23 protein-coding genes and 2 pseudogenes are annotated in these 23,883 nt (G+C 30.5%); 6 read left to right on the top strand and 19 right to left on the bottom strand.

Going from position 1 to position 23,883, the window contains the following annotated elements; all coding sequences use genetic code 11:
- Positions 1-2 precede the first annotated feature (2 nt).
- Together OWM07_RS05265 and OWM07_RS05260 are read left to right on the top strand one after the other, a co-directional pair.
- On the top strand, positions 3-1,526 hold the full coding sequence (locus OWM07_RS05265; protein ID WP_423302623.1) for a GldG family protein: 1,524 nt from the start codon (positions 3-5) through the stop codon (positions 1,524-1,526).
- A complete protein-coding gene (locus OWM07_RS05260; RefSeq protein WP_423302622.1) occupies positions 1,523-2,386 on the top strand; it encodes a DUF4340 domain-containing protein in 864 nt (287 codons plus the stop codon). The genes OWM07_RS05265 and OWM07_RS05260 overlap by 4 nt, the downstream gene beginning before the upstream one ends.
- Before the next feature lie 21 nt (positions 2,387-2,407).
- On the opposite strand, the gene OWM07_RS05255 is transcribed toward OWM07_RS05260, so the two are convergent.
- The 4 genes and pseudogenes from OWM07_RS05255 to OWM07_RS05240 form a co-directional block, all read right to left on the bottom strand.
- On the bottom strand, positions 2,408-2,806 hold the full coding sequence (locus OWM07_RS05255) for a CZB domain-containing protein (protein ID WP_423302697.1): 399 nt from the start codon (positions 2,804-2,806) through the stop codon (positions 2,408-2,410).
- Between the two features lie 114 nt (positions 2,807-2,920).
- Positions 2,921-3,457, bottom strand: a pseudogene (locus OWM07_RS05250) (methyl-accepting chemotaxis protein); the annotation flags it as partial.
- A 591-nt stretch (positions 3,458-4,048) separates the two neighbouring features.
- A pseudogene (locus OWM07_RS05245) lies at positions 4,049-4,768 on the bottom strand (cache domain-containing protein); the annotation flags it as partial.
- 110 nt (positions 4,769-4,878) lie between these two features.
- A complete protein-coding gene (locus tag OWM07_RS05240; RefSeq protein WP_423302696.1) occupies positions 4,879-6,465 on the bottom strand; it encodes a bacteriohemerythrin in 1,587 nt (528 codons plus the stop codon).
- Positions 6,466-6,591: 126 nt separating this feature from the next.
- Between OWM07_RS05240 and OWM07_RS05235 the strand changes: the two genes are divergently transcribed.
- Positions 6,592-7,242: a Crp/Fnr family transcriptional regulator gene (locus OWM07_RS05235; protein ID WP_423302621.1), complete on the top strand. Its 651-nt coding sequence runs from the start codon at positions 6,592-6,594 to the stop codon at positions 7,240-7,242.
- Here the strand turns inward: OWM07_RS05235 and OWM07_RS05230 are convergent.
- Both OWM07_RS05230 and OWM07_RS05225 read right to left on the bottom strand, forming a co-directional pair.
- Positions 7,237-8,508, bottom strand: coding sequence for a sodium:solute symporter family protein (locus OWM07_RS05230; RefSeq protein ID WP_423302620.1), 1,272 nt, complete (start codon positions 8,506-8,508; stop codon positions 7,237-7,239). The genes OWM07_RS05235 and OWM07_RS05230 overlap by 6 nt on opposite strands.
- Before the next feature lie 7 nt (positions 8,509-8,515).
- A complete protein-coding gene (locus OWM07_RS05225) occupies positions 8,516-9,052 on the bottom strand; it encodes a macro domain-containing protein (protein ID WP_423302619.1) in 537 nt (178 codons plus the stop codon).
- 160 nt (positions 9,053-9,212) lie between these two features.
- Between OWM07_RS05225 and OWM07_RS05220 the strand changes: the two genes are divergently transcribed.
- Complete coding sequence (locus OWM07_RS05220; protein WP_423302618.1) at positions 9,213-10,046, top strand: nitrilase-related carbon-nitrogen hydrolase; 834 nt, start codon at positions 9,213-9,215, stop codon at positions 10,044-10,046.
- Between the two features lie 16 nt (positions 10,047-10,062).
- Positions 10,063-11,724, top strand: a complete 1,662-nt coding sequence (locus tag OWM07_RS05215) for an acyl CoA:acetate/3-ketoacid CoA transferase (RefSeq protein ID WP_423302617.1) — start codon at positions 10,063-10,065, stop codon at positions 11,722-11,724.
- A gap of 38 nt (positions 11,725-11,762) precedes the next feature.
- Here OWM07_RS05215 and priA read toward each other — a convergent pair whose 3' ends face one another.
- From priA to hisS, 3 genes are all read right to left on the bottom strand, one after another.
- Entirely contained in the window at positions 11,763-13,712 is a 1,950-nt protein-coding gene (gene priA, locus OWM07_RS05210) for a replication restart helicase PriA (RefSeq protein WP_423302616.1), read from the bottom strand.
- Positions 13,713-13,894: 182 nt separating this feature from the next.
- Positions 13,895-15,694, bottom strand: a complete 1,800-nt coding sequence (gene aspS / locus OWM07_RS05205; protein ID WP_423302615.1) for an aspartate--tRNA ligase — start codon at positions 15,692-15,694, stop codon at positions 13,895-13,897.
- Between the two features lie 9 nt (positions 15,695-15,703).
- Positions 15,704-16,951 carry a histidine--tRNA ligase gene (hisS, locus tag OWM07_RS05200; protein ID WP_423302614.1) on the bottom strand — a complete coding sequence of 416 codons (1,248 nt, stop codon included), beginning with the start codon at positions 16,949-16,951 and terminating at the stop codon, positions 15,704-15,706.
- Between the two features lie 97 nt (positions 16,952-17,048).
- On the opposite strand from hisS, the gene OWM07_RS05195 reads away from it, so the two are divergent.
- Entirely contained in the window at positions 17,049-17,471 is a 423-nt protein-coding gene (locus OWM07_RS05195; RefSeq protein WP_423302613.1) for a PPC domain-containing DNA-binding protein, read from the top strand.
- A gap of 41 nt (positions 17,472-17,512) precedes the next feature.
- Here the strand turns inward: OWM07_RS05195 and OWM07_RS05190 are convergent, their stop codons facing one another.
- The 10 genes from OWM07_RS05190 to OWM07_RS05145 all read right to left on the bottom strand — a co-directional run bounded on the left by OWM07_RS05190 (position 17,513) and on the right by OWM07_RS05145 (position 23,852).
- Entirely contained in the window at positions 17,513-17,620 is a 108-nt protein-coding gene (locus OWM07_RS05190; RefSeq protein WP_423302612.1) for a rubredoxin-like domain-containing protein, read from the bottom strand.
- Positions 17,621-17,638: 18 nt separating this feature from the next.
- Positions 17,639-17,866 carry a NifU family protein gene (locus OWM07_RS05185; protein ID WP_423302611.1) on the bottom strand — a complete coding sequence of 76 codons (228 nt, stop codon included), beginning with the start codon at positions 17,864-17,866 and terminating at the stop codon, positions 17,639-17,641.
- Between the two features lie 13 nt (positions 17,867-17,879).
- The gene (gene nifU, locus OWM07_RS05180) at positions 17,880-18,317 is read right to left on the bottom strand and encodes a Fe-S cluster assembly scaffold protein NifU (RefSeq protein WP_423302610.1); all 438 of its coding nucleotides are present in this window, start codon (positions 18,315-18,317) and stop codon (positions 17,880-17,882) included.
- Positions 18,318-18,332: 15 nt separating this feature from the next.
- Positions 18,333-19,517 (bottom strand): cysteine desulfurase family protein, encoded by a 1,185-nt coding sequence (locus OWM07_RS05175; protein WP_423302609.1) that lies wholly within the window; start codon positions 19,515-19,517, stop codon positions 18,333-18,335.
- A 14-nt stretch (positions 19,518-19,531) separates the two neighbouring features.
- Positions 19,532-20,302, bottom strand: coding sequence for a hypothetical protein (locus tag OWM07_RS05170; RefSeq protein ID WP_423302608.1), 771 nt, complete (start codon positions 20,300-20,302; stop codon positions 19,532-19,534).
- A gap of 113 nt (positions 20,303-20,415) precedes the next feature.
- Complete coding sequence (locus OWM07_RS05165; protein WP_423302607.1) at positions 20,416-21,252, bottom strand: helix-turn-helix domain-containing protein; 837 nt, start codon at positions 21,250-21,252, stop codon at positions 20,416-20,418.
- Positions 21,249-21,998, bottom strand: a complete 750-nt coding sequence (locus tag OWM07_RS05160) for a tetratricopeptide repeat protein (protein ID WP_423302606.1) — start codon at positions 21,996-21,998, stop codon at positions 21,249-21,251. Before OWM07_RS05160 ends, OWM07_RS05165 begins: the two co-directional genes overlap by 4 nt.
- A complete protein-coding gene (locus tag OWM07_RS05155) occupies positions 21,982-22,755 on the bottom strand; it encodes a type III pantothenate kinase (RefSeq protein ID WP_423302605.1) in 774 nt (257 codons plus the stop codon). Before OWM07_RS05155 ends, OWM07_RS05160 begins: the two co-directional genes overlap by 17 nt.
- Positions 22,739-23,506: a biotin--[acetyl-CoA-carboxylase] ligase gene (locus tag OWM07_RS05150; RefSeq protein WP_423302604.1), complete on the bottom strand. Its 768-nt coding sequence runs from the start codon at positions 23,504-23,506 to the stop codon at positions 22,739-22,741. The genes OWM07_RS05155 and OWM07_RS05150 overlap by 17 nt, the downstream gene beginning before the upstream one ends.
- Positions 23,499-23,852 (bottom strand): response regulator, encoded by a 354-nt coding sequence (locus OWM07_RS05145; protein WP_423302603.1) that lies wholly within the window; start codon positions 23,850-23,852, stop codon positions 23,499-23,501. Before OWM07_RS05145 ends, OWM07_RS05150 begins: the two co-directional genes overlap by 8 nt.
- Positions 23,853-23,883: the final 31 nt, after the last annotated feature.

The raw sequence follows: 23,883 nt of genomic DNA, 5'->3' as shown, positions 1-23,883 counted from the left end.
TGATGAGTAGGAGACAGTTAATAAATTTGATTTCTGTACTGATTATAGTTATTTTTGCAAACCTTTTTGCTGCAAGATACTATTACAAATTAGACTTAACGGAAAACAAAATATATTCCATTTCTAATGCAACAAAGAAAACCTTACAAACATTGAAATACCCTCTTCATATTAAAGTGATTATGAGTGAAGACATCCCCTCACCATACAATTCAAAAGTGAGATTTTTCCTTGATATTTTAGAAGAATATAAGGCTTTTCAAACTGATAAGATTAAACTGGAAATAATTCAAGGTGCACCAATAGAAATAGAAAAAGTTGCAAATCTTTATGGAATCCCCCCTGTACAGGTTAATGCAATAGAAAGTGATAGCTTACAGATAAAAAAAATCTACATGGGGGCTGTAATAATTTATGGTGACAAAACAGAAACTATACCTGTAATAGCCAATGTAAATATACCAGAATATGAGCTAACATCTCTTATAAAGCAGATGAATACTGATAAGAAAAAAGCTATTGCAATAATAGATGCTGGTAAAAGTGCAACTAACATCAATACCTTAAGAACAATAGCCCAAAGTTTATCAAAAAACTATGAAATCGAAAATGTGAAAATTGAAAAGGGGAAATTAATAGATAAGAAATTTGATGCAGCTTTACTTATTTCTCCAATAGAGAAACTAAAACCATTTGAACAATATGCAATCCAAGAGTTTTTATTTAGCGGTAAAAATCTTATTTTAGCTCTTGATAAAGTTGATGGCGACATTCAAAGCGGATACGCCTTTAAAAAAGATTTAGGAATAGAGAAATTTTTAGAAAAAAACGGAATTAAGTTAACTGATAAACTAATATATGATGCAAATGCTACACTTATAAATATCTCTCGTAATGTAGGTGGTTTTTATATAACTACAGCGGTAAAATACCCTTTTTTCCCTGAAATTATAAATTTTGATAGAGAAGATCTTTTCACAAAAGGTGTCACTTCCGTAAATATGATTTATCCAACATTAGTAGAGATAGACAATAAGTCTGCTTTGAAAATAAAGCCGTTCATGTTTACCTCAGAATTTACTGGTATTGAAACCGAGCCTTACAATGTGGCATTGGATAAAGAGTATAATAAAAGCGATTTTAACAAACAAAAATTACCTGTCGGATTTTATATTGAAGGTAAATTTAAAACAGATTTTACTAAACCGTTAGAAGAATATAAAGATACATTTAAAAAAGAAGGTAATGGAAAACTGATTTTATTTGCTGATGGGGAAATGTTTAAAGACGATTATATAACCTCAGGTGATAATCTAAAACTCATAAACAATATTATAGATTATCTAATGGCTGATAACGAGCTCTTAGAATTAAGAGGTAAAACCGTAAAATACCACCCAATAAAGCTTAAAAATCCAGAATCAGCTATATATTTGAAATATTTTATTCTACTTTTCCCACCTGTTTTAGTTGTAATTATTGGAATTATTATCATCAAACTTTCCAGAAGGAGGGTTAGACTGTGAGAAAGAAAGATATCCTACTACCTATTATTGCAATTGCAATGATAATATTATATTTTGCAACAGGGAAAAAATCAGAAATAAAAACAGAATATTTATTACCACAAAATATTCAAATAAAATCTATAAACTATATAGATGATGATTTAGACATAACTTTTGAAAAATCAAAAGATAATTGGTTAATTACAAAACCTGAAAACTGGCCAGCAAACCAAGAATTGATAAACAAACTTATGTCAAAATTAAAAAATATAGAAATCATATCAAAAATAGATACAAAAGATGATAAAAACTTTGAATTTAATGATAAAAAAGTGCTGAAATTAAAAACAGATAAAGAAGATTATACAATATTTTTAGGGAAAAAAGATAAATCTTATAGATTTCAATATGTTAAACTGAGTGATAAAATTTATCTTGTGGATGCATCATTTACAAATTATCTCCCACTTACAATTAATCAGATTAAAGACAAAACAGTTTATAACATCCAAAATCCCAAAAATTTTAGCTTAAAAACAGATAACGAAACTATAGAAATAACTTTTGATAACGAAACATCAATAATTAACGGCAAAAATATTGATAAAGAAAAAACAAAAAAACTAATAGAACTAATTACTAAATTTGAATCAAACACTTTTGCAGATAACAACACATTGCCAAAAGATGCCAAAAAGATCGGCTTTATAAAAGTAAAAAATACTCAAAAAGAGTATGCTTTTGAGCTCTATAAGAATAAAGATGGTGATTTTTACATCCCATATAAAAATCAGGTTTTTGAAATATACAGCTTTAAATTAGAAGACTGGATAGAAAATATTAAGAAGTTGATACCAAAAGAAACTGGCACCAAATAAAAGGTGCCAGTTTTTATTTTATTATTTGTATTTTTCTATCAAACTATCAAGCGATGAAAGTAGTTGTTCCACATTGTTTAGCATCATATTTAAATTTTCTTTAGCCTTATCCATATTGCCATTTTTTGTACTATCCAGTGTGGCTCTTCCATAAAAATGCACATTTCTATGTGGCTCCTCTATTGCTCTAAACTCACTATCATGACCAAAAAGCTCTTCACCAACAGAATAATAAAACTTGCCAAAATCACACATCGTATGGTCCTTTATTTCAAAAGTACAATTTTTGGTTGCCACACAATCCAACACATTTTTCACAAAAATCACATGTGTCAGCTTGGCTTTTACAAAAACTGCACCTTTACTTGAAATACTATACTTTGAATACTGCTCAACCAATTTTTTCAAATCATCAATCATCATATTAATCTCTTTAATCAGTCCATACGTTTCATTTTTAGTTTCATCAGCTCTCGAAGCAACATTTTCAATGCTCCTAGCAATTTGCTCAGTCGCAGAAGATTGTTCTTCTACAGCAGTTGTAATACTTAAAATCAAATTTACCAAGTCATTAATATAAGAATAGATTTTGTCAAAACTATCTTTAGTTTGCTCAGCTATTTCCACTTGCTTACTAACAGCATTACCCACATCTTCTGCTTTTACATTTACTTCAGAAACATTTGCCTGCATCTCTTTAATCATATCTTCTATCTCTTTTGTTGACTTCTGTGTCTTTTCAGCCAGTTTCCTCACTTCATCAGCAACAACAGCAAATCCTCTACCATGCTCACCAGCTCTTGCAGCCTCAATTGCAGCATTTAATGCCAGTAAATTAGTTTGGTCTGCAATATCATTTATCACAGATAAAATTTCACCAATTTTTTGAGAGTTTTCAGAAAGACTATTAATTTCTATCTTCAAATTCTCTAAAACGCTATTTACCTGCTCCACATAATTTACAGTTTCTTCAATAAATTTTGCACCATCCTGAGTAATTTTTACAGTTTCATCAGCTTTGATAGATGCATCATTTGCACTTCTTGCAATTTCAGCTATTGTAGAGCTCATCTCCTCACTCGCTGTGGCCACTTGGGACGCCATCTGTACATTTTCCTCAGCATCGCTTTCCATTTTTACCAAGCCACTGTTGATAGGTATAATTTTTTCGCTAAGTTCCGATAGATTCAAAAGTGTTTTCTTAAATTCTTCATCAACTTTGCTTAAATATGCATTTACCCACACACTCATTTCAGAGATTTCATCACTTATCGATTTTTTAAACACCTTACAATCTTCACATGAAGATATCTTCCCACTCTTTAATAACTGACATCTGATTTCATCAGAAAATTCTCCCATTGTGCTCCAACAAGGTCTTATATTATTATGCTCTTGACACTCATTATCACTTAACCCAACAATATCACTACATGAAGCAACATTAACAGGGATCCTTTTACTCAAATCACCCTTTCCTCTTGCAAGCTCTTTAACAATCTCCAAAAACCCCTTGATAGGCTTAAATGCAAAACTTAAAAACAGATAAACTATAACATTAACTAGTAATGCAACTATGATGATAGCAGTTATTGTCCTATACATATTAGATTTTAATGCTGAAATAGCCGGAGTAAAATCATGGACATAATATATATACCCTATTTCCTTCCCTGAAAAATCTTTAAGAGGATATTTATATGTAAAAAAGGTTTTATTTGATATTTTTACTTTTGCTTCATTAAAGTGATCTTTTAATATATTTTTAATTGTTGAGCCTTTATAATAATAAAAAACAATATTATCTTTTACAATATCGGTCTCAGCATTTTCAAATCTTTTTGCATTTTTAAATACATCATCAAAAATACCTATTGCATATTCCAAACCTAAAGTATCAGAAAGCTGATTGATTATTGCATATATCGAACCACCAAATTCGACACTACCTATATGTTCACCTTCATAAAATACAGGATAAACCACTCTCAAACCTGGACCACCTCTACCAACCTCAATTCCAACAACAGGCTTTTTAGATTTATTACATTCAACAACGGTTTTTCTAAATGAAGATAAATCATCTCCAAATTTTTCTGGTTTATGGAGTCTCAAAAAACTTGTAGCAGGTGGAATATGATACTGAAATTGATTTACACCATACTCCTCTTTTAGCCTTTTAAAATAGTCAGATAATTCATTTTTTATAGATTCCCTATCCTGTTTAGCAAAAAACTCATTTAATATTTTGTTTTGAACAAGTGTTTCTACAGCTAATGAAAGATCTTTTAATTTTAAATCTATATTATTTGAGGTTAAGGTACTCACTTCATTAAAATACTTTTCTTTTTGGGCTAAGATATTTTTGTTAAAGGTTCTCATATGGATAAAGACAATTAATAAAACTAAAACCAAGTTACTAATAATAATTAATAACAAAATCTTATTTTTAATTGTTAGTTTCATAATTAAATCTCCAAAAATAAATTTTTTTAAATTTTCCCTTTTAGAAAACTGCTATACTTTTTATCCTCACCCATAATATGATTAACCAACCATTTTTTAAGAAAATTTAGCAGAGTAAATCCTATTGCAGTATCACCTTTTTTATACTTTTCTAAAAATTCACCCACCTGCGCTTTTAAGTCTTCATGTATTCTTTTATGTTTCTCATATTCTGGATATCCAAATCGTTTGAATGCTTCCTCTTCTGAATCGAAATGATATACTGTGTATTCAACAAGCTCATTTAAAATTTTTTCTAAAACTGCTGCTGATTTATCAGCATTCACAGCATCATATATTTCATTTACTAATCTTACCAAATTTTTATGCTGTTCGTCAAACTTTTTAATCCCTACTGAGAGTTTATCTGACCACTCAATAAATTTACCACTCACATCAATCTTAAAAAATCCAATTTCATTCATCAATTGGACAGATATTTCCAAAAGCTCGTTACCAGATGCTTGTGTTTTCTCCACAAGCTCTTTTATCTCACCCATTTTAAATGCAACATCAGTAATATTTTTAGTTATATCTTCAATAGCTATGGATTCTTCATTAATTGCATTGGTAATAGTCTCAATTCTTAATTTAACATCATCGAAACTTTGCTTAACTTCATCAATAGAACCTAAACTTTCATTTACTTTTGCTACGCTATTTTCTACTTCTTCTTGTTCTTTTATTACCACTTTAGAAATTTCATCAGCTTCAATCTGAATAGATTTAATAGCATCTTCTATCAGTTTTGTAGAATCTGTCGTCTTATTTGCAAGCTTTCTTACCTCATCAGCTACAACGGCAAAACCTCTACCATGCTCACCAGCTCTTGCAGCCTCTATCGCTGCATTTAGTGCAAGTAAATTTGTTTGATCTGCTATTTCGTTAATGGCTGAAACAATTTTGCTTATCTCTTCTGATAACTCTTTAAACGCTGTAACTTTATCAACAACAAGAGCAGAAGTATTTGCAACAGCTTCAACCTGCTCTTTATTTTCTAAAATTAAGTTTACTGATTTTTCTAATTTATTATCAGCCTCATTTATACAGTTATTAATTTCAATACTGTTATCGTAAATATTCTTGCTAGTAGAATTTAACTCTTCTGCTGCCGATGAAATGGATTGTATTTCATCATTGATTTCTGCAAGTCTTACATGCGCATTTTCACTTGTATCTGCCAAATCTTCAGAAGCAGATTTTAACTCTAAAGAAGTTTTGTAAAACTCTTTTAAAACATCAGCTATTTTATTGTAGGAATTATACATTGTATTTACAACCTCTGCCAATTCATCTTTGGATTTAGTATCAGCTTTTTCAAACATCAATAGACCATTGCTAAAATTTTGAACATTTTTTAATATTATCATCAAGTTCTTAAAAATATATCTATTCAAAAATATTATAATTGAAATAGCAACTGCAGTGCCTATAAACATTAAAAAAATATTTAATTTTAATAATAAAGAAGCGTTAAGACTATTTAATTCTCCATAAATATTCACAAGCCCAATAACACCACCTAAAACACCTACAAATAAAATCCCAAGGCTAATTTTTAATTTCAAACTCACCTTCACTTATACACCCCTCTAATTATTTTTTTTTATTATATCGGAAATATGTAATTTTTAAATAGTAAAATTTAAAAAATTTAAATAAATATTGCACTCATTAAAATATTAAATATTATCTAAACTATGAATAAAGAAAACGCTTTAAAATTTTTTGCAAACACCTTTTTTAAAACTTCTACTGCAGAAATTTTGTCTGATTTTTCTAAATTTACACATATTAAATCATTAGCAAAAAAAGAGATTTTGTTTCATGAAGGTGAAACTGGCTCTACAGTTTATTTTTTAGTAAACGGCAACATAAAACTTTATAAAACAAACGAAGAGGGGAAAACAATGATTATTCACATTATTCGCCCCGGTGAAATCTTTGCAGAAATACTTTTCTTTTTACAAAACATCTACCCTGTAACCGCTGAGGCAATTTCAGATTCAACTCTTCTTGGCATAGATGCAAACAAAATGCTCGAATATATAAAAAATTCACCTGAATTTTCACTAAAAATCATCGGTGCACTTTCAGGCAGAATAAAAGAATTATTAAACAAAATTGAAACATTGACATTAGAAGATATCAGGACGAGATTTTTAAATTATATAAAAAGATTGAGTAATCAAAAACGCTCTAAAACTATTACCTTACCAGTGAAAAAAGGGGATTTGGCGATGATGTTGGGTATTAGACAGGAAACATTTTCTAGGCTTTTAAAAAAGCTTCAAGAAGAAAACATCATCTCTATAAACAAAAACGAAATAACAATTTTACAAGAATTATAGATTCATAATTATATAGGCAATCGGCAAAACAAAAATCATTAATTTAACAAGCTTTTTTAAGAAAAGATTATCAAGTTTATTAAAAAATAATAAATACAATAAAGGTAAGAAAACTGTAAACCCTCTAAGCCCCATAGATAAAAAGCTCCAGTCAAGTATCTTTCTTGCTCCGCCAGATAAAACAATTAGAAATGCTCCGAAAATAGATAAAAATGTTATACATCTCAAATAGTTAATCCCCTCTTTTTTTCTAAAAATATCGTTATACATGTTTGTAGTTACACCAAGAGCAAGCCCTGCACCTGTCCCCAATACAATTACAAGCAAAAATGCATTTAAAATAACACCAAGCCAGCCAGGAAAATAGGTTGATATAAAAAAAGGTAAAGCCTTAGCGCTCAAACTTCCAATTTCTGGATGATAAGCCCTTAAATACAATCCCACTATAATTCCCAAAAACCCAATAGGAGGTATAACCGCTGCACTTATAAAAGCCCCTTTTCTTGCCTCTTTTACATTTTTAGCAGAAAATATAGCTTGAAGATATGTTTGAGTAGAAATTACTCCGATAACCATAGACAAAAAATCGACCCACCCCTTTTTATATCCGTAATCTGCAAATCCGAACCAATCTCTGTTTTTAGGCAAATTATTTAAAACATCTTTAAAAAAATTGCTTTTATACAATACGATTAATGTTGAACAAATCATTAATAAATAGAGTATATAAAACTTTATCTTTCCAATGAAAGCAGAACTAACAATCCCACCAAAAATAACCATACATACTAATAAGAATAAAGTTATTATCATACTTATTTTAAAACTTATGTTAAGCACAGAAGATATAATTGCAGCTGAGGCCAAATATTGAGCTACAATATGGATAAAAATACCTGAGGAGCTTAAAAAACTGGAATATTTTCTAACAGATTCTCCAAAACTTCTGCCGATAAACTCTGAAACAGTAACAACTTCACTTTCTCTTAAAGCTCTTGAGAAAAATAATCCTAAAATCAGACATGCAACCCCACTACCAAAGGTAAAAATAATTGCAGGTAATCCATATAAAAATGCCATTTGAACAGTGCCTACAGTTGAAGCACCCCCGACAAGTGTGCCCACAATAACATAAGAGACATTTTTGGCATCAAAATCTCTTTTGCCCAATAAAAAAGTGTCTTTTGTTTTAACATTTTTCGAAAATTTTATTATCAAAATCAAAAATATAAGAAGTGCAACAATAAATTCTAATTTATACAACATTGCCTAACTATTCTGTCATCTTTTCAAATTTATCTTTAAATACCTCAAAATCTTTATCTCCAAATAGGACAACAACTATCTGCTCTAATGTGTTTTGAGTCTCTTTTTCACAAAAATCGATTATTGCTCTTAATATAATTTCACTTGCTTCATCCAAAGGATATCCAAAAATACCTGTTGAAATTGCAGGCAATGCTATAGATTTACAGTTTTTTTCAACAGCTCTTTTTAATGAATTATACACAGCATTATAAAGGTTTTTTTCTGGCTCTGGATCAATTCCATACCTTGGACCCACTGCATGTATCACATATCTTGCATCCAATTTCCCCGCATTTGTAGCAACAGCATCACCAAGAGGGCAATAACCTATTTTATCACACTCTTTTTGTATTTCCTCACCACCTGCCCTTCTAATAGCTCCCGCTACACCTCCCCCCATTTTAAGATGGGAGTTAGCAGCATTGACGATAGCATCAACTTTTTCTTTAGTTATATCACCTTGTTTTATTTTTACTGAAGTGTTATTTATTATTTTTTCCATATAACACCTCCCATTTTAAACTTATTAACTACTATTAAATTTTATCTTATTAGTTTTTCAAAAACAAGCTATTTATTTAATAAATAGCAAATTTTATACATCTATAATTTATTTTAATCCTTGACATTTTAAAAATATTGTTTTAATTTTGTGATAGATTATGAAAAGACTAAGAATTGGATTGGTACAAAATAAAACTTTTGTTGGCAAAATTAAAGAAAATTTCGATGTCTATTATAATCAAATATTGTCTTTAATTAACAGACAAGCAAATATTATAATTACCCCCGAATTATTTTTAACCGGTTTCGATTATAACAATATCCAAAACTATAAAAATCATATAGATAACTATTTGATAGAATTTATAAATATAGTTCCAGATAATACAATTCTTGCTTTATCTTTACCTGAATATGAAGCAAATTCTATATACAACACCACTTTCTTTATAAATAATAATGGGATTTTGGCTAAATATAGGAAAAACTTACTATTTTCCCCTGCTCACGAGGATAAATACTTTACTCCATCTAACAATATAACGATATTTTGTTATGATAACATTAAAATTTCCACCCATACATGCTATGAGATTAGATTTCCTGAACTGTTTAGATTATCATTTTATGAAGGTGCAGAAATTTTTATTGTACCTGCTGTTTGGCCAGAAGAAAAAATAGATCACTGGTTAGCTCTCTTAAAATCTAGAGCTATTGAGAATCAAGCCTTTGTGATAGGCTGTAACTGCAGTAAACAAATCACCAAAAACAAAGAATTGATATGTGGCTATTCAGCTGTGTTTGACCCATGGGGAGAAAATCTATTTTTAGCAAATAAATCTGACTACTTAGAAGTTATTGAATTAGATATAAATAAAGTGAAGGAGGTGAGAAAAAATATCCCATGTTTAGAAGTTGCTAAAACTAATTTTCAAATAGGTTTTACCAAAAAATCTATCAACAAGGAACTAATTTGTAACAACATAAATTAAAACACTGGAGGTTATTATGAGTAGTAAAATTTGTGGAGCAAGAGAAGCTTTAAGCTGTATTAAGGATGGGGATACTGTTGCAGTATCAGGTTTTAACCTAACAACAACACCAGAACACTTAATTTTAGAATTATTTGAAATGTGGAAAGAAACTGGTCATCCAAAAAATCTTTTTATCATTTCTGATACTTTACCAGCAGTTCCTGGAAGAGCTTTTGACAAGGTATTCTCAGAACTTTATGAAATGCCAAATCAAGATTTCATTCGTGGCGTTTTAATGCCATTTATTGGTTGGTCACCAGCTTTAATGAAAATGACTCTTGAAAATAGGATAGAAGTTTATTCATGGGCAATTGGTACCTGCTCTTACTGGTTTAGAGAAGCAGCTTCAGGAAGACCAGGTATTATTACAAAAGTTGGTCTTGGAACATTCTTAGATCCAAGACAGGATGGTGGTGCATCCAATGAAATCGCTAAAGAGAAGAAAACATGTAAAGTATCTGTCGTAGAATTGGATGGTGAAGAGTGGTTGTTGTATCAAGCTCCACTACCAGATGTAGCTCTAATTAGAGGTACTACTGCTGACACTGATGGTTATATTTCTATGGAAGAAGAAGGGTTCTATGGAACTGTATTAAATATCGCTCAAGCTGCTAAAGCTCAACCAAACCCTGGTAAAGTTATCTGCCAGGTTAAATATGTAGTTCAAAAAGGATCTATCCCTACAAGAGATGTAATAGTTCCTAGATCACTTGTTGACCATGTAGTTGTTACACCAGATCCAGATTTGCACAGAATAGCTGGATCTTATGTATATGATCCAAGACTTGCTGGTCATATCAAAGCTCAAAAAACTAAAGAGCTTGAAGCATTGCTTCCTACTCCAGATAAAATAAGGGATAGAATTATTGCTGGTAGAGTATTGATAGAAGTAATGAAATTAGTTGCTAACTTGAAAAAACCTGCTTTCGGTAACTTAGGTATTGGTATCCCTGTTTATGTTTCTTGGATGGCAGGGGAGTTTGGTATTAGCGATCTCTTGACATTAACTGTTGAGCCAGGGCCTGTGGGAGGTATTGCACTTGTGGGACCAGATTTTGGTGTTGCAATCAGCCCTGCAGCATTTCTACACATGCCTGATATGTTTACAAACTATGAAGGTGGTATTATAGATTTCGCATCTCTTGGATTTATGCAAATAGACCCTAAAGGTAATGTAAACCCATCTTACAGCCCAGTAAGAGTATCTGGTCCTGGTGGATTCCCTGTTATTTCAGCTGGCTCACCAAGAACATATTTCGCTGGAGGTTTTACAGCTGGTAAAGGTATTGATATTGATGCTGATGGTGGTAAACTTATAATAAATGGTGATGGTAACATAACTAAATTCAACAATGACCTTGTTAAAATTGTTTTCAGTGGTCCACAAGCGGTTAAATCTGGTAAAGAAATACTTTATATAACAGAAAGAGCAGTATTTGGCTTAAATGAAAACGGATTGATACTTAAAGAAGTTGCTCCTGGAGTGGATGTGGAAAAAGATATTCTTGCTAAAATGGATTTTAAACCTCAGGTTGCTGACAAACTTGAAACTATGCCAGAGGTACTATTCTATCAAAGTATGGATCCGCTTAAAGAATACATCGACAATATGCTCAAAGAATCTGGAATGTTATAAAATCTGGGGGCTTAAGCCCCCTTTTCTTTTATATAAAATTATATAAAAGTAAAAGGATCAATATCTATTTTCAATAGAATGTTCCCTTTCTTTAAAAGATTGAATTTTTCTTTAGCAAGAGAGCAAGCTTCATGGATATCTTTTACACTTTTAGACTTTATCAAACATTGGTATCGATATTTGTTTTTTATTTTATAAACTGGGGCTCTTGAAGGACCAAGAAGTGTGATATTGTTTAGCAATTTTAAGGAGCTACCTATCTCATTGATTATAGACTCACATCTTGCTTCATTTGTATGCTCTACTAAAATTCTAGCCAATTTATAAAATGGAGGATATTTAAAAATTTTTCGTTTTTCTAACTCAAACTCATAAAAAGCATATTTATTATTCAAAAATTCAAAAAATGGATTTTTCTTATTAAAAGTTTGAATATAAATTACACCTTCTTTTTCAAACCTACCAGCTCTACCACCAACCTGATTTATAAGCTGAAAACACCTTTCGTAACTTCTAAAATCAGGCATCCCAAGCAATCTATCTATATCTATAATACCCACTAAAGTTACATCAGGAAAATTAAACCCTTTAGCTATAATCTGCGTACCTATAATTATTTTGTAATCTTTATTCAAAAACTTTTTAAGCTTTTCATCCAAAGCTGAATGTGATGTAATCTCGTCTGTATCAAGTTTTAATATAATATCTCCAAAGATCTCAACAAGTATCCCGTAAAGATGCTCAATACCATAATTGTACTCATATAATTTATCACTTTTGCAAACAGGGCATACATACTTGCGAAAACTTTCGCCACAATAATGACACATAAATCTTTTATTTCTTTTATAATATGTAAGTCCCACAGTACAGTTTGGACAAATAACACTTTCTCCGCAATCATCACATACTATATGATGTGAATACCCTTTTTTATTTAATAAAATTATTGTCTGTTCATCTTTCTTTATTCTATTATCAATTTCTTCAATTAAGTTTTCTGATATTATTTTTCCAATTAGCTCCTCTTTCTCTACTTTTATAATCTTAATTTCAGGCATTTTTGCTTCATTAAATCTCTTTTCTAACTTATAATACATGTATTTACTTGTTAAACAATTATAATATGACTCTATAGAAGGTGTAGCTGAACCCAAGATTATCGGAATATTCAAAACTTTAGCATAATAGATTGCAATATCTCTTAAATTGTAATAGGGAGCTTCTTCTTGTTTCAAAGTTGTTTCATGCTCTTCATCTACGATAATCAAACCAATATTTTCAGCAGGTATAAAAAGTGCACTTTTCGTACCAATTAAGAATGGTGATTTTGATTTTACAAAACTCCAAAATCTATCTACCCTTTTCTTAAAGGATATTTTACTGTGATAAACATCTACATCAAACCCCAGCCTCTCAGAAACCCTTTTAGTTAACTGAGCTGTAAGAGCAATTTCAGGAAGTAAATAAAGTACCTGTTTGCCACTTTTAATGACCTCTTTCGCAACTTTTAAATATACTTCTGTCTTCCCACTACCAGTGACACCATCAATATAATGAACTGAAAATGTATCAATTTGATTAACTATTGATTTATAGACATGATTTTGCTCTTTTGAAAGGGTAATATCCTGTTTATCTATTTCATAACTGTTTTCATTTAATTCTGGTTCGACAGAGAAAAATACCTTTTTAGAAATAGCATTTTTAAAAACTATGCCTATCTCACAACAGTAATATTTTGATATAAAAAATAAGAAATCTATAAATCTCCCACTAACTTGATAACTATCTACTAATTCTATCACATCCTTATAATTTATATTTTCGTTAATATTTTCATCTTCAGCAATAACTACACCATATTCTATACGATTTTTCAATGGGACAATAACTCTTTGCCCTTTTTTGAGATTTTTATCTAATTTATACGTAAGTATACCATTATTAGGGACTGGTAGTAAAACTTTATAGTATCTATCAGCCATAAAAAAATTTTATCATTTTTATTAATTTAATCAAGGAAACTATAACAATAAACAAATTATTTACTCTAATTTGAATTATAAAAATACATTAACGACAGTTTTAAATTATTTCATTTAGGAAACAATTTTTTGAAAAGAGCGTAGAATATTTTTGAATATTCTACGCCCATATATTAAATTTTTTATTCCTTGTAATAATCTTCTGGTAAGTCAACTTTTATAAAGAGTTCTTTAAGTTGTTTTTCATCTACGAAACTTGGAGCATCACACATTAGGTCTGTTGCCTTTTGTGTTTTAGGAAAAGCTATAACATCTCTAATAGAGTCAGCTTTGGCAAATATTGACGCAATTCTATCAACCCCAAATGCTATTCCACCATGTGGAGGAGTACCATATCTCAATGCCTCAATAAAAAATCCGAACTTATATTCTCTTTCTTCTTCACTTAATCCCAATACAGAAAACATCTTCTCCTGAACATCACTTCTATGGATCCTTATACTTCCTCCACCAATTTCAGAACCGTTTAAAACTAAATCATAGGCTTTAGCTCTAATCTTTCCTGGATCAGTATCAAATAGTGGAATATCTTCATCTACTGGCGCAGTAAATGGGTGATGCATAGCCACATATCTTTTCTCCTCTTCATCCCATTCTAATAGAGGAAAATCTATCACCCATGTAAAACTATATTTATTATCATCTATCAACCCAAGTTTTCTACCTAATAATAATCTCAGCTTGGACATATATAAATTAACTGTTTTCTTATCACCTGCACCAAAAAAGATTATATCGCCTACTTCGCCACCCATCTCCTTTATTATTTTATCAGTAACTTCATCACCTAAAAACTTTATTATAGGAGATTGTAATCCATCTTCATTTATTTTTATATAAGCTAACCCTTTTGCTCCGAGAGAGCAAACAAACTCAGTAAGCTCATCAATCTCTTTTCTAGAAAACTTAGCACCACCCTTTGCATTAATAGCTTTTACCACACCACCATTTTCAATAGCATCAGAAAAAACCTTAAAACCACAACCTTTTACAATATTATTTATAGTTTTCAAAAACATCTCAAATCTTGTATCAGGTGCATCATGACCATACTTTTCCATAGCTTCTTCATAACTCATCCTTGGAAATGGTTTTTCAATTTTTAGCCCAAGAACTTTATCAAATATATCCACAAACATCTCTTCAATTAAGTCCATCAAATCTTCCCTATCAATAAATGACATTTCCATATCAAGCTGTGTAAATTCTGGTTGTCTGTCAGCTCTTAAATCCTCATCTCTAAAACATTTTACAATTTGAAAATATTTATCAAACCCAGATATCATCAATAACTGTTTAAACATTTGAGGGGATTGAGGTAATGCATAAAATTTCCCAGGATTTACCCTACTTGGGACTAAATAATCTCTTGCACCTTCAGGGGTACTTTTTGTTAAAAATGGTGTCTCAATATCTAAAAACCCTTTTTTATATAAAAACTCTCTAATAGTTCTTACAAGGTTATGCCTTAAAATAATATTTCTTTGTAAAGGTCTTCTTCTTAGATCAAGGTATCTATATTTTAATCTAATATCCTCACCAACATTTGAGAACTCATCAATAGTAAAAGGTAATACCTTTGAGGTATTTAATATTTTTAGTTCTTTAACCATAACCTCTATTTCGCCAGTTTTTAGTTTTGGGTTTTCAGTCCCTTCTGGTCTTCTATAAACAACACCTTTTACAGCAATAACATACTCATTACGCAAATTATCGGCTTTCTTATGGGATTCTTCATCAAATTTAGGATTAAAAACTACTTGTGTAACCCCTTCTCTATCCCTTAAATCAACAAATATTACACCACCATGATCTCTTCTTTTTTGCACCCATCCCATCAATATGACTTCTTTGTTTAAATGTTCAGCATTTAGCTCACCGCAAGAATGAGTCCTTCTCCAATTACCTAAATTTTCTAACATTATGTCCTCCTATCTATTCTTAAAAAACTCTAAAATTTTCTCTTTAGACAACTTTATTTGTTCACCAGTTTCCATATTTTTAACAGCAAACTCACCAGTTTTTACTTCATCATCACCAATAATTATCACATATTTAGCATTTAATCTATTAGCTTTTTTCATCTCTGACTTAATACTACCAAGGTCATAACTAAGACTTGTTTTAATACCAAGATTTCTTAAATCACTACATACATTAATTGCAATTTCAGTAAAATCTTCAAAAGTAATTACATAAACATCAACATCAAAAGCTTTAATCTCCTTCTTTAACTTTAACAATTCCACTAACCTATCTACACCGATAGCAAAGCCAATCCCAGGGATATCTGGACCACCAAGATCTTTTATCAGGCCATCATATCTACCGCCTGCACCTACTGCTGAAGAAGCTCCTAATTTATCTGTAACCATCTCGAAAGCTGTCCTTACATAATAATCAAGCCCTCTTACTATATACGGGTTAACTTCAAAATTTACACCAAACTGTCTGAGATAACCTTTTAGCTTTTCAAAATGTTCATTACACACATCACACAAATTATCTAAAATAATAGGTGCTTCTTTTACAACCTCCTTGCAACTATCTATTTTACAATCAAGTATTCTCATTGGGTTTCTATCAAGCCTTCTTTTACAATCATCACACAACTTATCAATGTTTGCTTTAAAATAGTCAATAAGCTTCTCTTTATATTTTGGTCTACAGTCTGGACAGCCAATCGAATTTATTTCCATTTTCAAAAAATCACCTAAATCAAAACTATTTAAAAAATAATAAAGCAAATATATTATTTCCGCATCAAGCAATGGGGATTCAGAGCCAAATGCTTCAACACCTAATTGATAAAATTGTCTAAATCTCCCCTTTTGAGGTCTTTCTCGCCTAAACATTGGACCGTAATAATAATACTTTTTAATACTTGGTGGTTCATAAAGTTTATTTTCGATATATGCCCTTACAACTGATGCAGTCCCTTCAGGTCTTAAAGAAAGATAAGAACCATCCCTATCCTGAAAAGTGAACATCTCTTTTTCTACAATATCCGTAGTTTCACCAATCCCCCTTACAAACAATTCACTCTTTTCAAGTACTGGGATTTTAATTTCTGAATAACAAAATCTTGGGAATATTTCTTTAAATTTCGCTTCAACCAACTCCCAATAAGCAATATCATCTCCAAAAATATCCCTAAAACCTTTAACTTTTTTAAACAAAATAACCCCCATTATTAAAAAATATGCTATAATATATTTAGCTATTGGTTTATAAGTCAGTTTAATTTTGGTGTCAATATATTGTAGTGAGGTATGTATGATTAAGTACAACTTAAAAGAGATTTGTAGAACCAGATTAAAAAAAGATGATGACCTCTATTTTGGGATTATGGATTTAATCGAAAAACTAAATATAGATTCCGCTCTGGTTTTGGGTATTGGAGCTGTTCAAAGAGCAAACATAGCTTATTTTAATCAAAAAAATAAAAGTTATGAAAACTTTCACTACAACGAGCCTATGGAAATACTTTCACTAAAAGGGAATGTTTCCATAAAAGATAACAAACCGTTTGGACATTTTCATATTTCATTAGGTAGAAGTGATTTTTCCGTTGTTGGTGGACATCTTTTACCTGATACAATAGTTTACGCCTGTGAATTAGATATATTAATTTTAGATGGGAAAAAACTAATAAGAGATTTTGACCCAGCCACTGAATTATATCTATGGAAATTTTAAAAGAAAGCGTTAGAGACACATCTCTAACGCTTTTATAACATTTAAATTTCAACAAATTCAGAAGCAGGAGCATTACATACAGGGCATGTCATAGGTGGCTCTTCTGCTTCAACTATATATCCACAAACTTTACATTTCCACTTTTTCATTATAAACCTCACATTATATTAAAGTGCAATAACCTCTTTAACCTCAGGTATCATCTCTTTTAGCCTCATTTCAATCCCATGTTTCAATGTCATAGTGCTAAAAGGGCATGATCCACAAGCACCTGTTAACTGTACTTTTACCACACCATCTTCTGTCACATCCAATAGCTCCACATCACCGCCATCAGCCTGCAACCCAGGTCTAACCTGATTTAATACTTCTTGAACCCTTTCTTTTAAAGTCATCATAACCTCCTAATTATGCTATTTCAGTTTTTATTTTTTCTTTCATTTCATCTACTATTTTAGGATCTTTACCAATCCTTTGATAATAATCTTTCAAAGCAGCTTCAATAGCTTCTTCAGCCATTACAGAACAATGAATTTTTGCAGGTGGTAGTCCATCTAAAGCTTCCACTATAGCTTCATTAGTAAGCCTTAAAACATCCTCAACTTTCTTCCCTTTAATCAGCTCAGTAGCCATAGAGCTTGATGCTATGGCAGCTCCACAACCAAATGTTTTAAACTTCACATCTTCTACAATACCGTCATCATTAATTTTCATATAAAGTTTCATAACATCACCACAGGCAGGGTTACCTACCTCACCAACTGCATTGGCATCTTCAATCTCACCCATATTTCTAGGGTTCATAAAATGATCCATTACTTTTTCACTATATGGTCCTTTTGCCATAATATCCTCCTTAAATTACTTTTTGTTATAATATGGTGACATTTCACACAATCTATTTACTATTGCTGGAGTAATCTCTAACACATAATCCACATCCTTCTCCTCTATATATTTGGACATGGAAAATGTTAGAGAACCAGCACAAATGTCATTTGGCACTCCAACTGCTGTCAAAACATGGGAAGCCTCCAGCTCATCTTCATCTTCAGCCAAAATATTTGATGAACAAGCAGAACCACTTGCAGCAGCAACCCCTTTTAAAGAATAGGATAAAAGCAAAGATTCCCCTTCTATATACTCAATCCAAAAGCTTACATGACCTGGCAACCTCTGTTCTGGATGACCTGTAAAATGTAAAAAGTCAAACATTTCACCCAATCCATTCCAAAGCTTTTCTCTCAATTTGATCATTTTAGGCACATATATGTGCATTTCCTCTTTTGCAATTCTTGCAGCTTCCCCCATGCCAACAATAGCAGGAACATTTTCACTACCACTTCTATACCCCCTCTCTTGAAAACCACCATCAAACAGAGGAGTTATTTTTATACCATCTCTTATATAAAGAGCTGCAGCCCCTTTAGGTCCGTAAAAGTTTTGAGATGCTATACTCAATAAATCGCAATTAAATTTCTCAACATCTATTTCAACATGTCCACAGCTTGCAACAGCATCTACATGAAAAATGACACCTTTTTCCTTACAAACTTCACCAAGTTTTTCAATATCTTGGATTGTCCCAATTTCTGGGTTTGCATGCATTATTGAAACAAGCAAAGTATCATCACGAATAGCTTCTTTTAATGCACCTACTGAAACCAGTCCTGTATCATCAACCCTTAATTTTGTAACTTCATATCCCAAATTCGTTAATTTTAAAGCAACATTTTGCACTGAATAATGTTCAATTTCACTGATTATTATATGTTTTTTATCATCATATTCAGGATCAAAAGCAACACCTTTTATAGCAAGGTTATTACTCTCAGTCCCACATGAAGTAAAAACTATATTCTCAGTCTTTGCGTTGATTAGCGCAGCTACATGTTCTCTAGCTTCTTCAATTGCTTCAAAAGATTCTCTACCCAATGGGTAAAAATGTGCACTTGGATTGCCGTATTTCTCTTCTATAAAAGGTAACATTTTTTCAACAACCCTTTTATCAGGTTTTGTCCCAGCCACATTGTCCATATAAATCATAAATCCGCTCCTTACTATAACTCTCTTATTATTTGATTTATTATCACTTTTAAATAATCTCCAACAACAGTTGTTTTTTTCTTATTTCTCATTACAACAACTTTCTCTTCATCAACCGCATCATGTAAATTCTCTATATCCTTTTCCACAAACTCATCACTTTCCTCAAAGTCAATTTCACCAAAAATATCGATTACAAAAGCAGTAGATACAGGCAATTGACGCAGCTCAAAAGAAAAATCTAAATTCTCTTCCAAAAGATCAAAATAATTTTTATACAGTTGGTCACCTCTTTTTACAAAAAACATATTAAATGCAAGCATTCTATCAAAAACTTTATATTCGTTCCTTACAAAGGAAAAAATGTCCCTTGTTTGATTTAATAAATCATCAACTGCTGCTTTGCCAAAAACTGCAGCAGGCAAACCTATAATCGCAAAATCAGGTGTCTTATCCAACAAATTCTCAAAACAGTATAAAATAGGCTCTTCAATATAAACAACATTTTTACTACCTTGAACAGTTTGAGAAAAATCTATTATTTTCCCATTAAAATCTTTTATTTTTTCTCCAAGTTTTGTAGCATCGTTTAATACAACCAAACTATCATCCTCTATATTATCATCAATTGATGTAATTCGAACATTATCTATATTATCCATTGAATCTAAATATCCCTTATCAGTATATATCGTTAAAAATATTGTAGGGTAATCCCTACTAACCCTTTCAACCAGTTCTGATAAAATTAAACTATCATTAGAATATATTCCAACTCTTCTCATAAATCATACCTTTTTTGTCCTTTTTAAAAGATATACAGATTTATCAAAAAAGCAAGCACAATTTAGATTGAAAATAAATTTTGAATTGCTTTTGATTAAACCTACAAATAGACTCAATTAATTTTCTCATACATTAAATAATTATCTTCATTAATAGTAAAATACAGATTTTTTACAGGTTGCCTAAAACCACCAAATCTTGAGAATGTCTGATTATCATATTTTATCTTCAAAGCTGCTGCATTACCAATATCAATTAAAAAGAATTTTTTAAATTTTATCTCTTTTTTAGTCCCAGGATTTGCAATAAAATCTAAAACAGTTTCATTATCTATCTTTATATTTACCCAGCATATATCATCGAACTCTAAGGTAATCTTGTGAAAGGTGACATTATCAACAACTTTTTTCTCGGAAATCTTTTCAACAATCTCCTTTGGATTTACAGATTTAATTTTCTCTTCTACAATTTTAGAAACATTATCACTTTGGCTGTTATCCAATATTTTCATTACACTTGTTGAAGCTGTATTATCTACAGACATCTCTTTTAATACTTTTTCCTTATTCTTGTTTAAAAAATAAAAAACTAAAATAATGATAGCTATCACAAAGATAATAAATACAATAAAAAACTTATGAATATTTTTTAGGTTTACCTCTTTTTGTATAATTTCGTCACTTTCTATCTTTATATATTTTTTATCAAAATCTTCTTTTTTACAAACCTCATCAAATAATGGCTTTATTTCTTCAAAAGAAAACCCCAAAAACTCAGCGTAAGCTTTACTAAACCCATAAGCATGAACATAAGAAGGCAACTTATGGAAATCACCACTTTCAATCAACTCAAGAAAATGAACAGAAACCTTTATCTCTTTAGACACTTCAGAAAGTGATAAATTTAACTCTTCTCTTTTTTCTTTTAAAATCTTTGTGAATTCATTCATTTATAAATACCAAAAGTTTTCAAATACTCTGATGCTTTTTTAGCTTCCTCACTTTGAGGAAATTTTATAACAATATCTTCAAAAATAGATGCAGCCTCATTTAACTTTTTAGCATTATAATAATGTTCACCTAACTTTAAAAGCAACCTTCTATTTGCTGGATTATTATCGACAGCTTGTTTTAAGATTTGCTCTGCTTCATTAATTTTATCCTCTTTCATGAAAATTTCATAAAGCATTAAATACGCATTTGCAAAAAATCTGTTAGCTTTTATGGCATTTTCAAAATAAAGCTTTGCCTCCTCATAATCTTTCATATTAAAATATGCAAGCCCAATATTATAATAAACTAAAGGGATATTAGGGTATGTAGGATCATTCAATATTTTTTTCCAATTAACTATTGCATTACTCAAATCACCTTTTGCAGCAAGAATAGACGCATAAGCGTTTAGATACTCTGAATTAGATGGTGAAATCGTTAAAGCTTTCATAATATACTTTTCTGCTTTATCAAGCATATTTTTTTTGAGATAAAACGCAGAAATTGCATAATAAACCCTATCATCTTTTGGATTATACTTCAAAGCCTCTTCAAATTCTCCTAAAGCTCTAAAATCATTTTCACTACCCAAGTAAGCTAATCCAAGCTTATAATGAGATTCAGCTAGTTTTAATTTATCGACTTTTTGAACACAACCAAATAAAATAAACAAAATTAATATAAAATTAGTTATTTTTTTCATAAATTACCCTCAACCCTTCTAAAGTTAAATTTGGTTCATAAATATCTAAATATTTCGATTCTTCAACAAATATACTTCCCAACCCACCTGTTGCAATCACTTTCAAAAGTTTTGTATCACAACTTAATTCATCAATTATTTTTTCTATAATACCATCAATCATGGATAAATATCCATAATAAATCCCTGATTGAATTGAAGTGATTGTATTTGTCCCTACTACTCTTTTAGGTTTGCCAATTTCCACTTCTGGCAATTTTGCTGTCCCTGTATGTAATGCTTTAATTGATAGTTTAATTCCTGGACAAATCAATCCACCAATATAACATGAATTTTTATCAATAACATCAAAGGTTGTCGCTGTACCAAAATCTACTACTATTACTGGAGCACCATATTTCTTTATAGCTGCAGCTGCATTCACAATCCTATCTGCACCCACTTCTCTTGGGTTATCAATATGGATCTTAACACCAGTTTTTATGCCAGGTCCCACAATTATAGGCTCTTGATAAAAATATTTTCTACATAATTTATTAAATGTATAAATTAAAGAAGGTACTACGCTGGAAATAATAATCCCTTTTATACCAGACTGCTCAATTTTATTTCTTTCAAGTAATAACATAATAATCGATGCATACTCATCAGTGGTTTTCAGATGGTCAGTTGCAAGTCTAAAACTTGTAATTAATTTATCTTGATTAAAAACACCTAAAACAATATTTGTATTACCAATATCAATGGCCAAAATCATAACCTATCTCTCCATAATAAACCGTTTTAACCCTGCCAAATTTATCTTCAACAATCAACGCACCATCTTCATTTATACCTTTTTCAATAAACTTTTCAACATTATTATTATAATGAAAAGTAATTTCTTTATTTATGAATGCTGAATAACTATTCCATTTATCAGAGATATTGCAATCCTTTGTCAAGTACTTAACAAAAAATCTCAAAAAGGTTTTAATAAACAGTGTCTTATCTATTATCTTCCCAGTTTCTAAAAAAAGAGTAGTCGCTCTTTTCGAAATTTCCTCATCTAAATAATTACCATTCAAATTAACCCCTATCCCAACTACAAGTTTATAAAGTTTATTGCCATCCATTTTAGCTTCTAAAAGTATTCCACAAAGCTTTTTACCACAATAAATTACATCATTAGGCCATTTCACTTTAACATTTATACCGTACAAAGTTTTTATGGTATCACAAATTGCATAAGCTGAAGTTATATTTAATTTAAAAATCTTTTTGAAATCAGAATCATTACTCAAAATTATTGAATAATATAGATTTTTATCGTCATCAGATATCCACTTCCTCCCTTGCCTACCTTTCCCCCCTGTCTGTTTATCAGCTATAATTATAGAATTTGAATTAAAATCAGAATCTAGTGCATATTCATTTGTAGATTTCAATTCTTTGAAATAAAATAATCTAAATTCCAAATCTTCAATAATTAAAATATCGTTTTTATAAAAATTCAAATTATCAATCATTTATTATTGAGTTAATTACATTTATTAAGTTACTCAAATTAGCAGTTTTTTCTATTAAATATGAATTTTTATGTATATTCTCTATCCCTTTATAATTATCAATATTTGCAGAATATATTATTACAGGTATTTCTGATTTCTTAGCAATAACTTCTAACACTTTATCACCTTCAAGCTTTGGCATACTCAAATCTAAAACTATTAAATCAATATTGTTTTCCTCAAATGATATAAGTGCCTCTTCGCCATCAACAGCTGTCATAACATTTAGACCCAAATCTGATAATTCATCACGCAATAAAAGTCTTATAGATGGATCATCATCAACAACAAGCACAGTTTTCATACAACCCCTCAAATAATATTAAATATATTTA

The sequence above is a fragment of the Deferribacter thermophilus genome, from assembly GCF_049472675.1.
GTDB classification, from domain to species: domain Bacteria; phylum Chrysiogenota; class Deferribacteres; order Deferribacterales; family Deferribacteraceae; genus Deferribacter; species Deferribacter thermophilus.
Note: the sequence above shows the minus strand (reverse complement) of the source record. Positions and strands in the feature narration are given on the sequence as shown.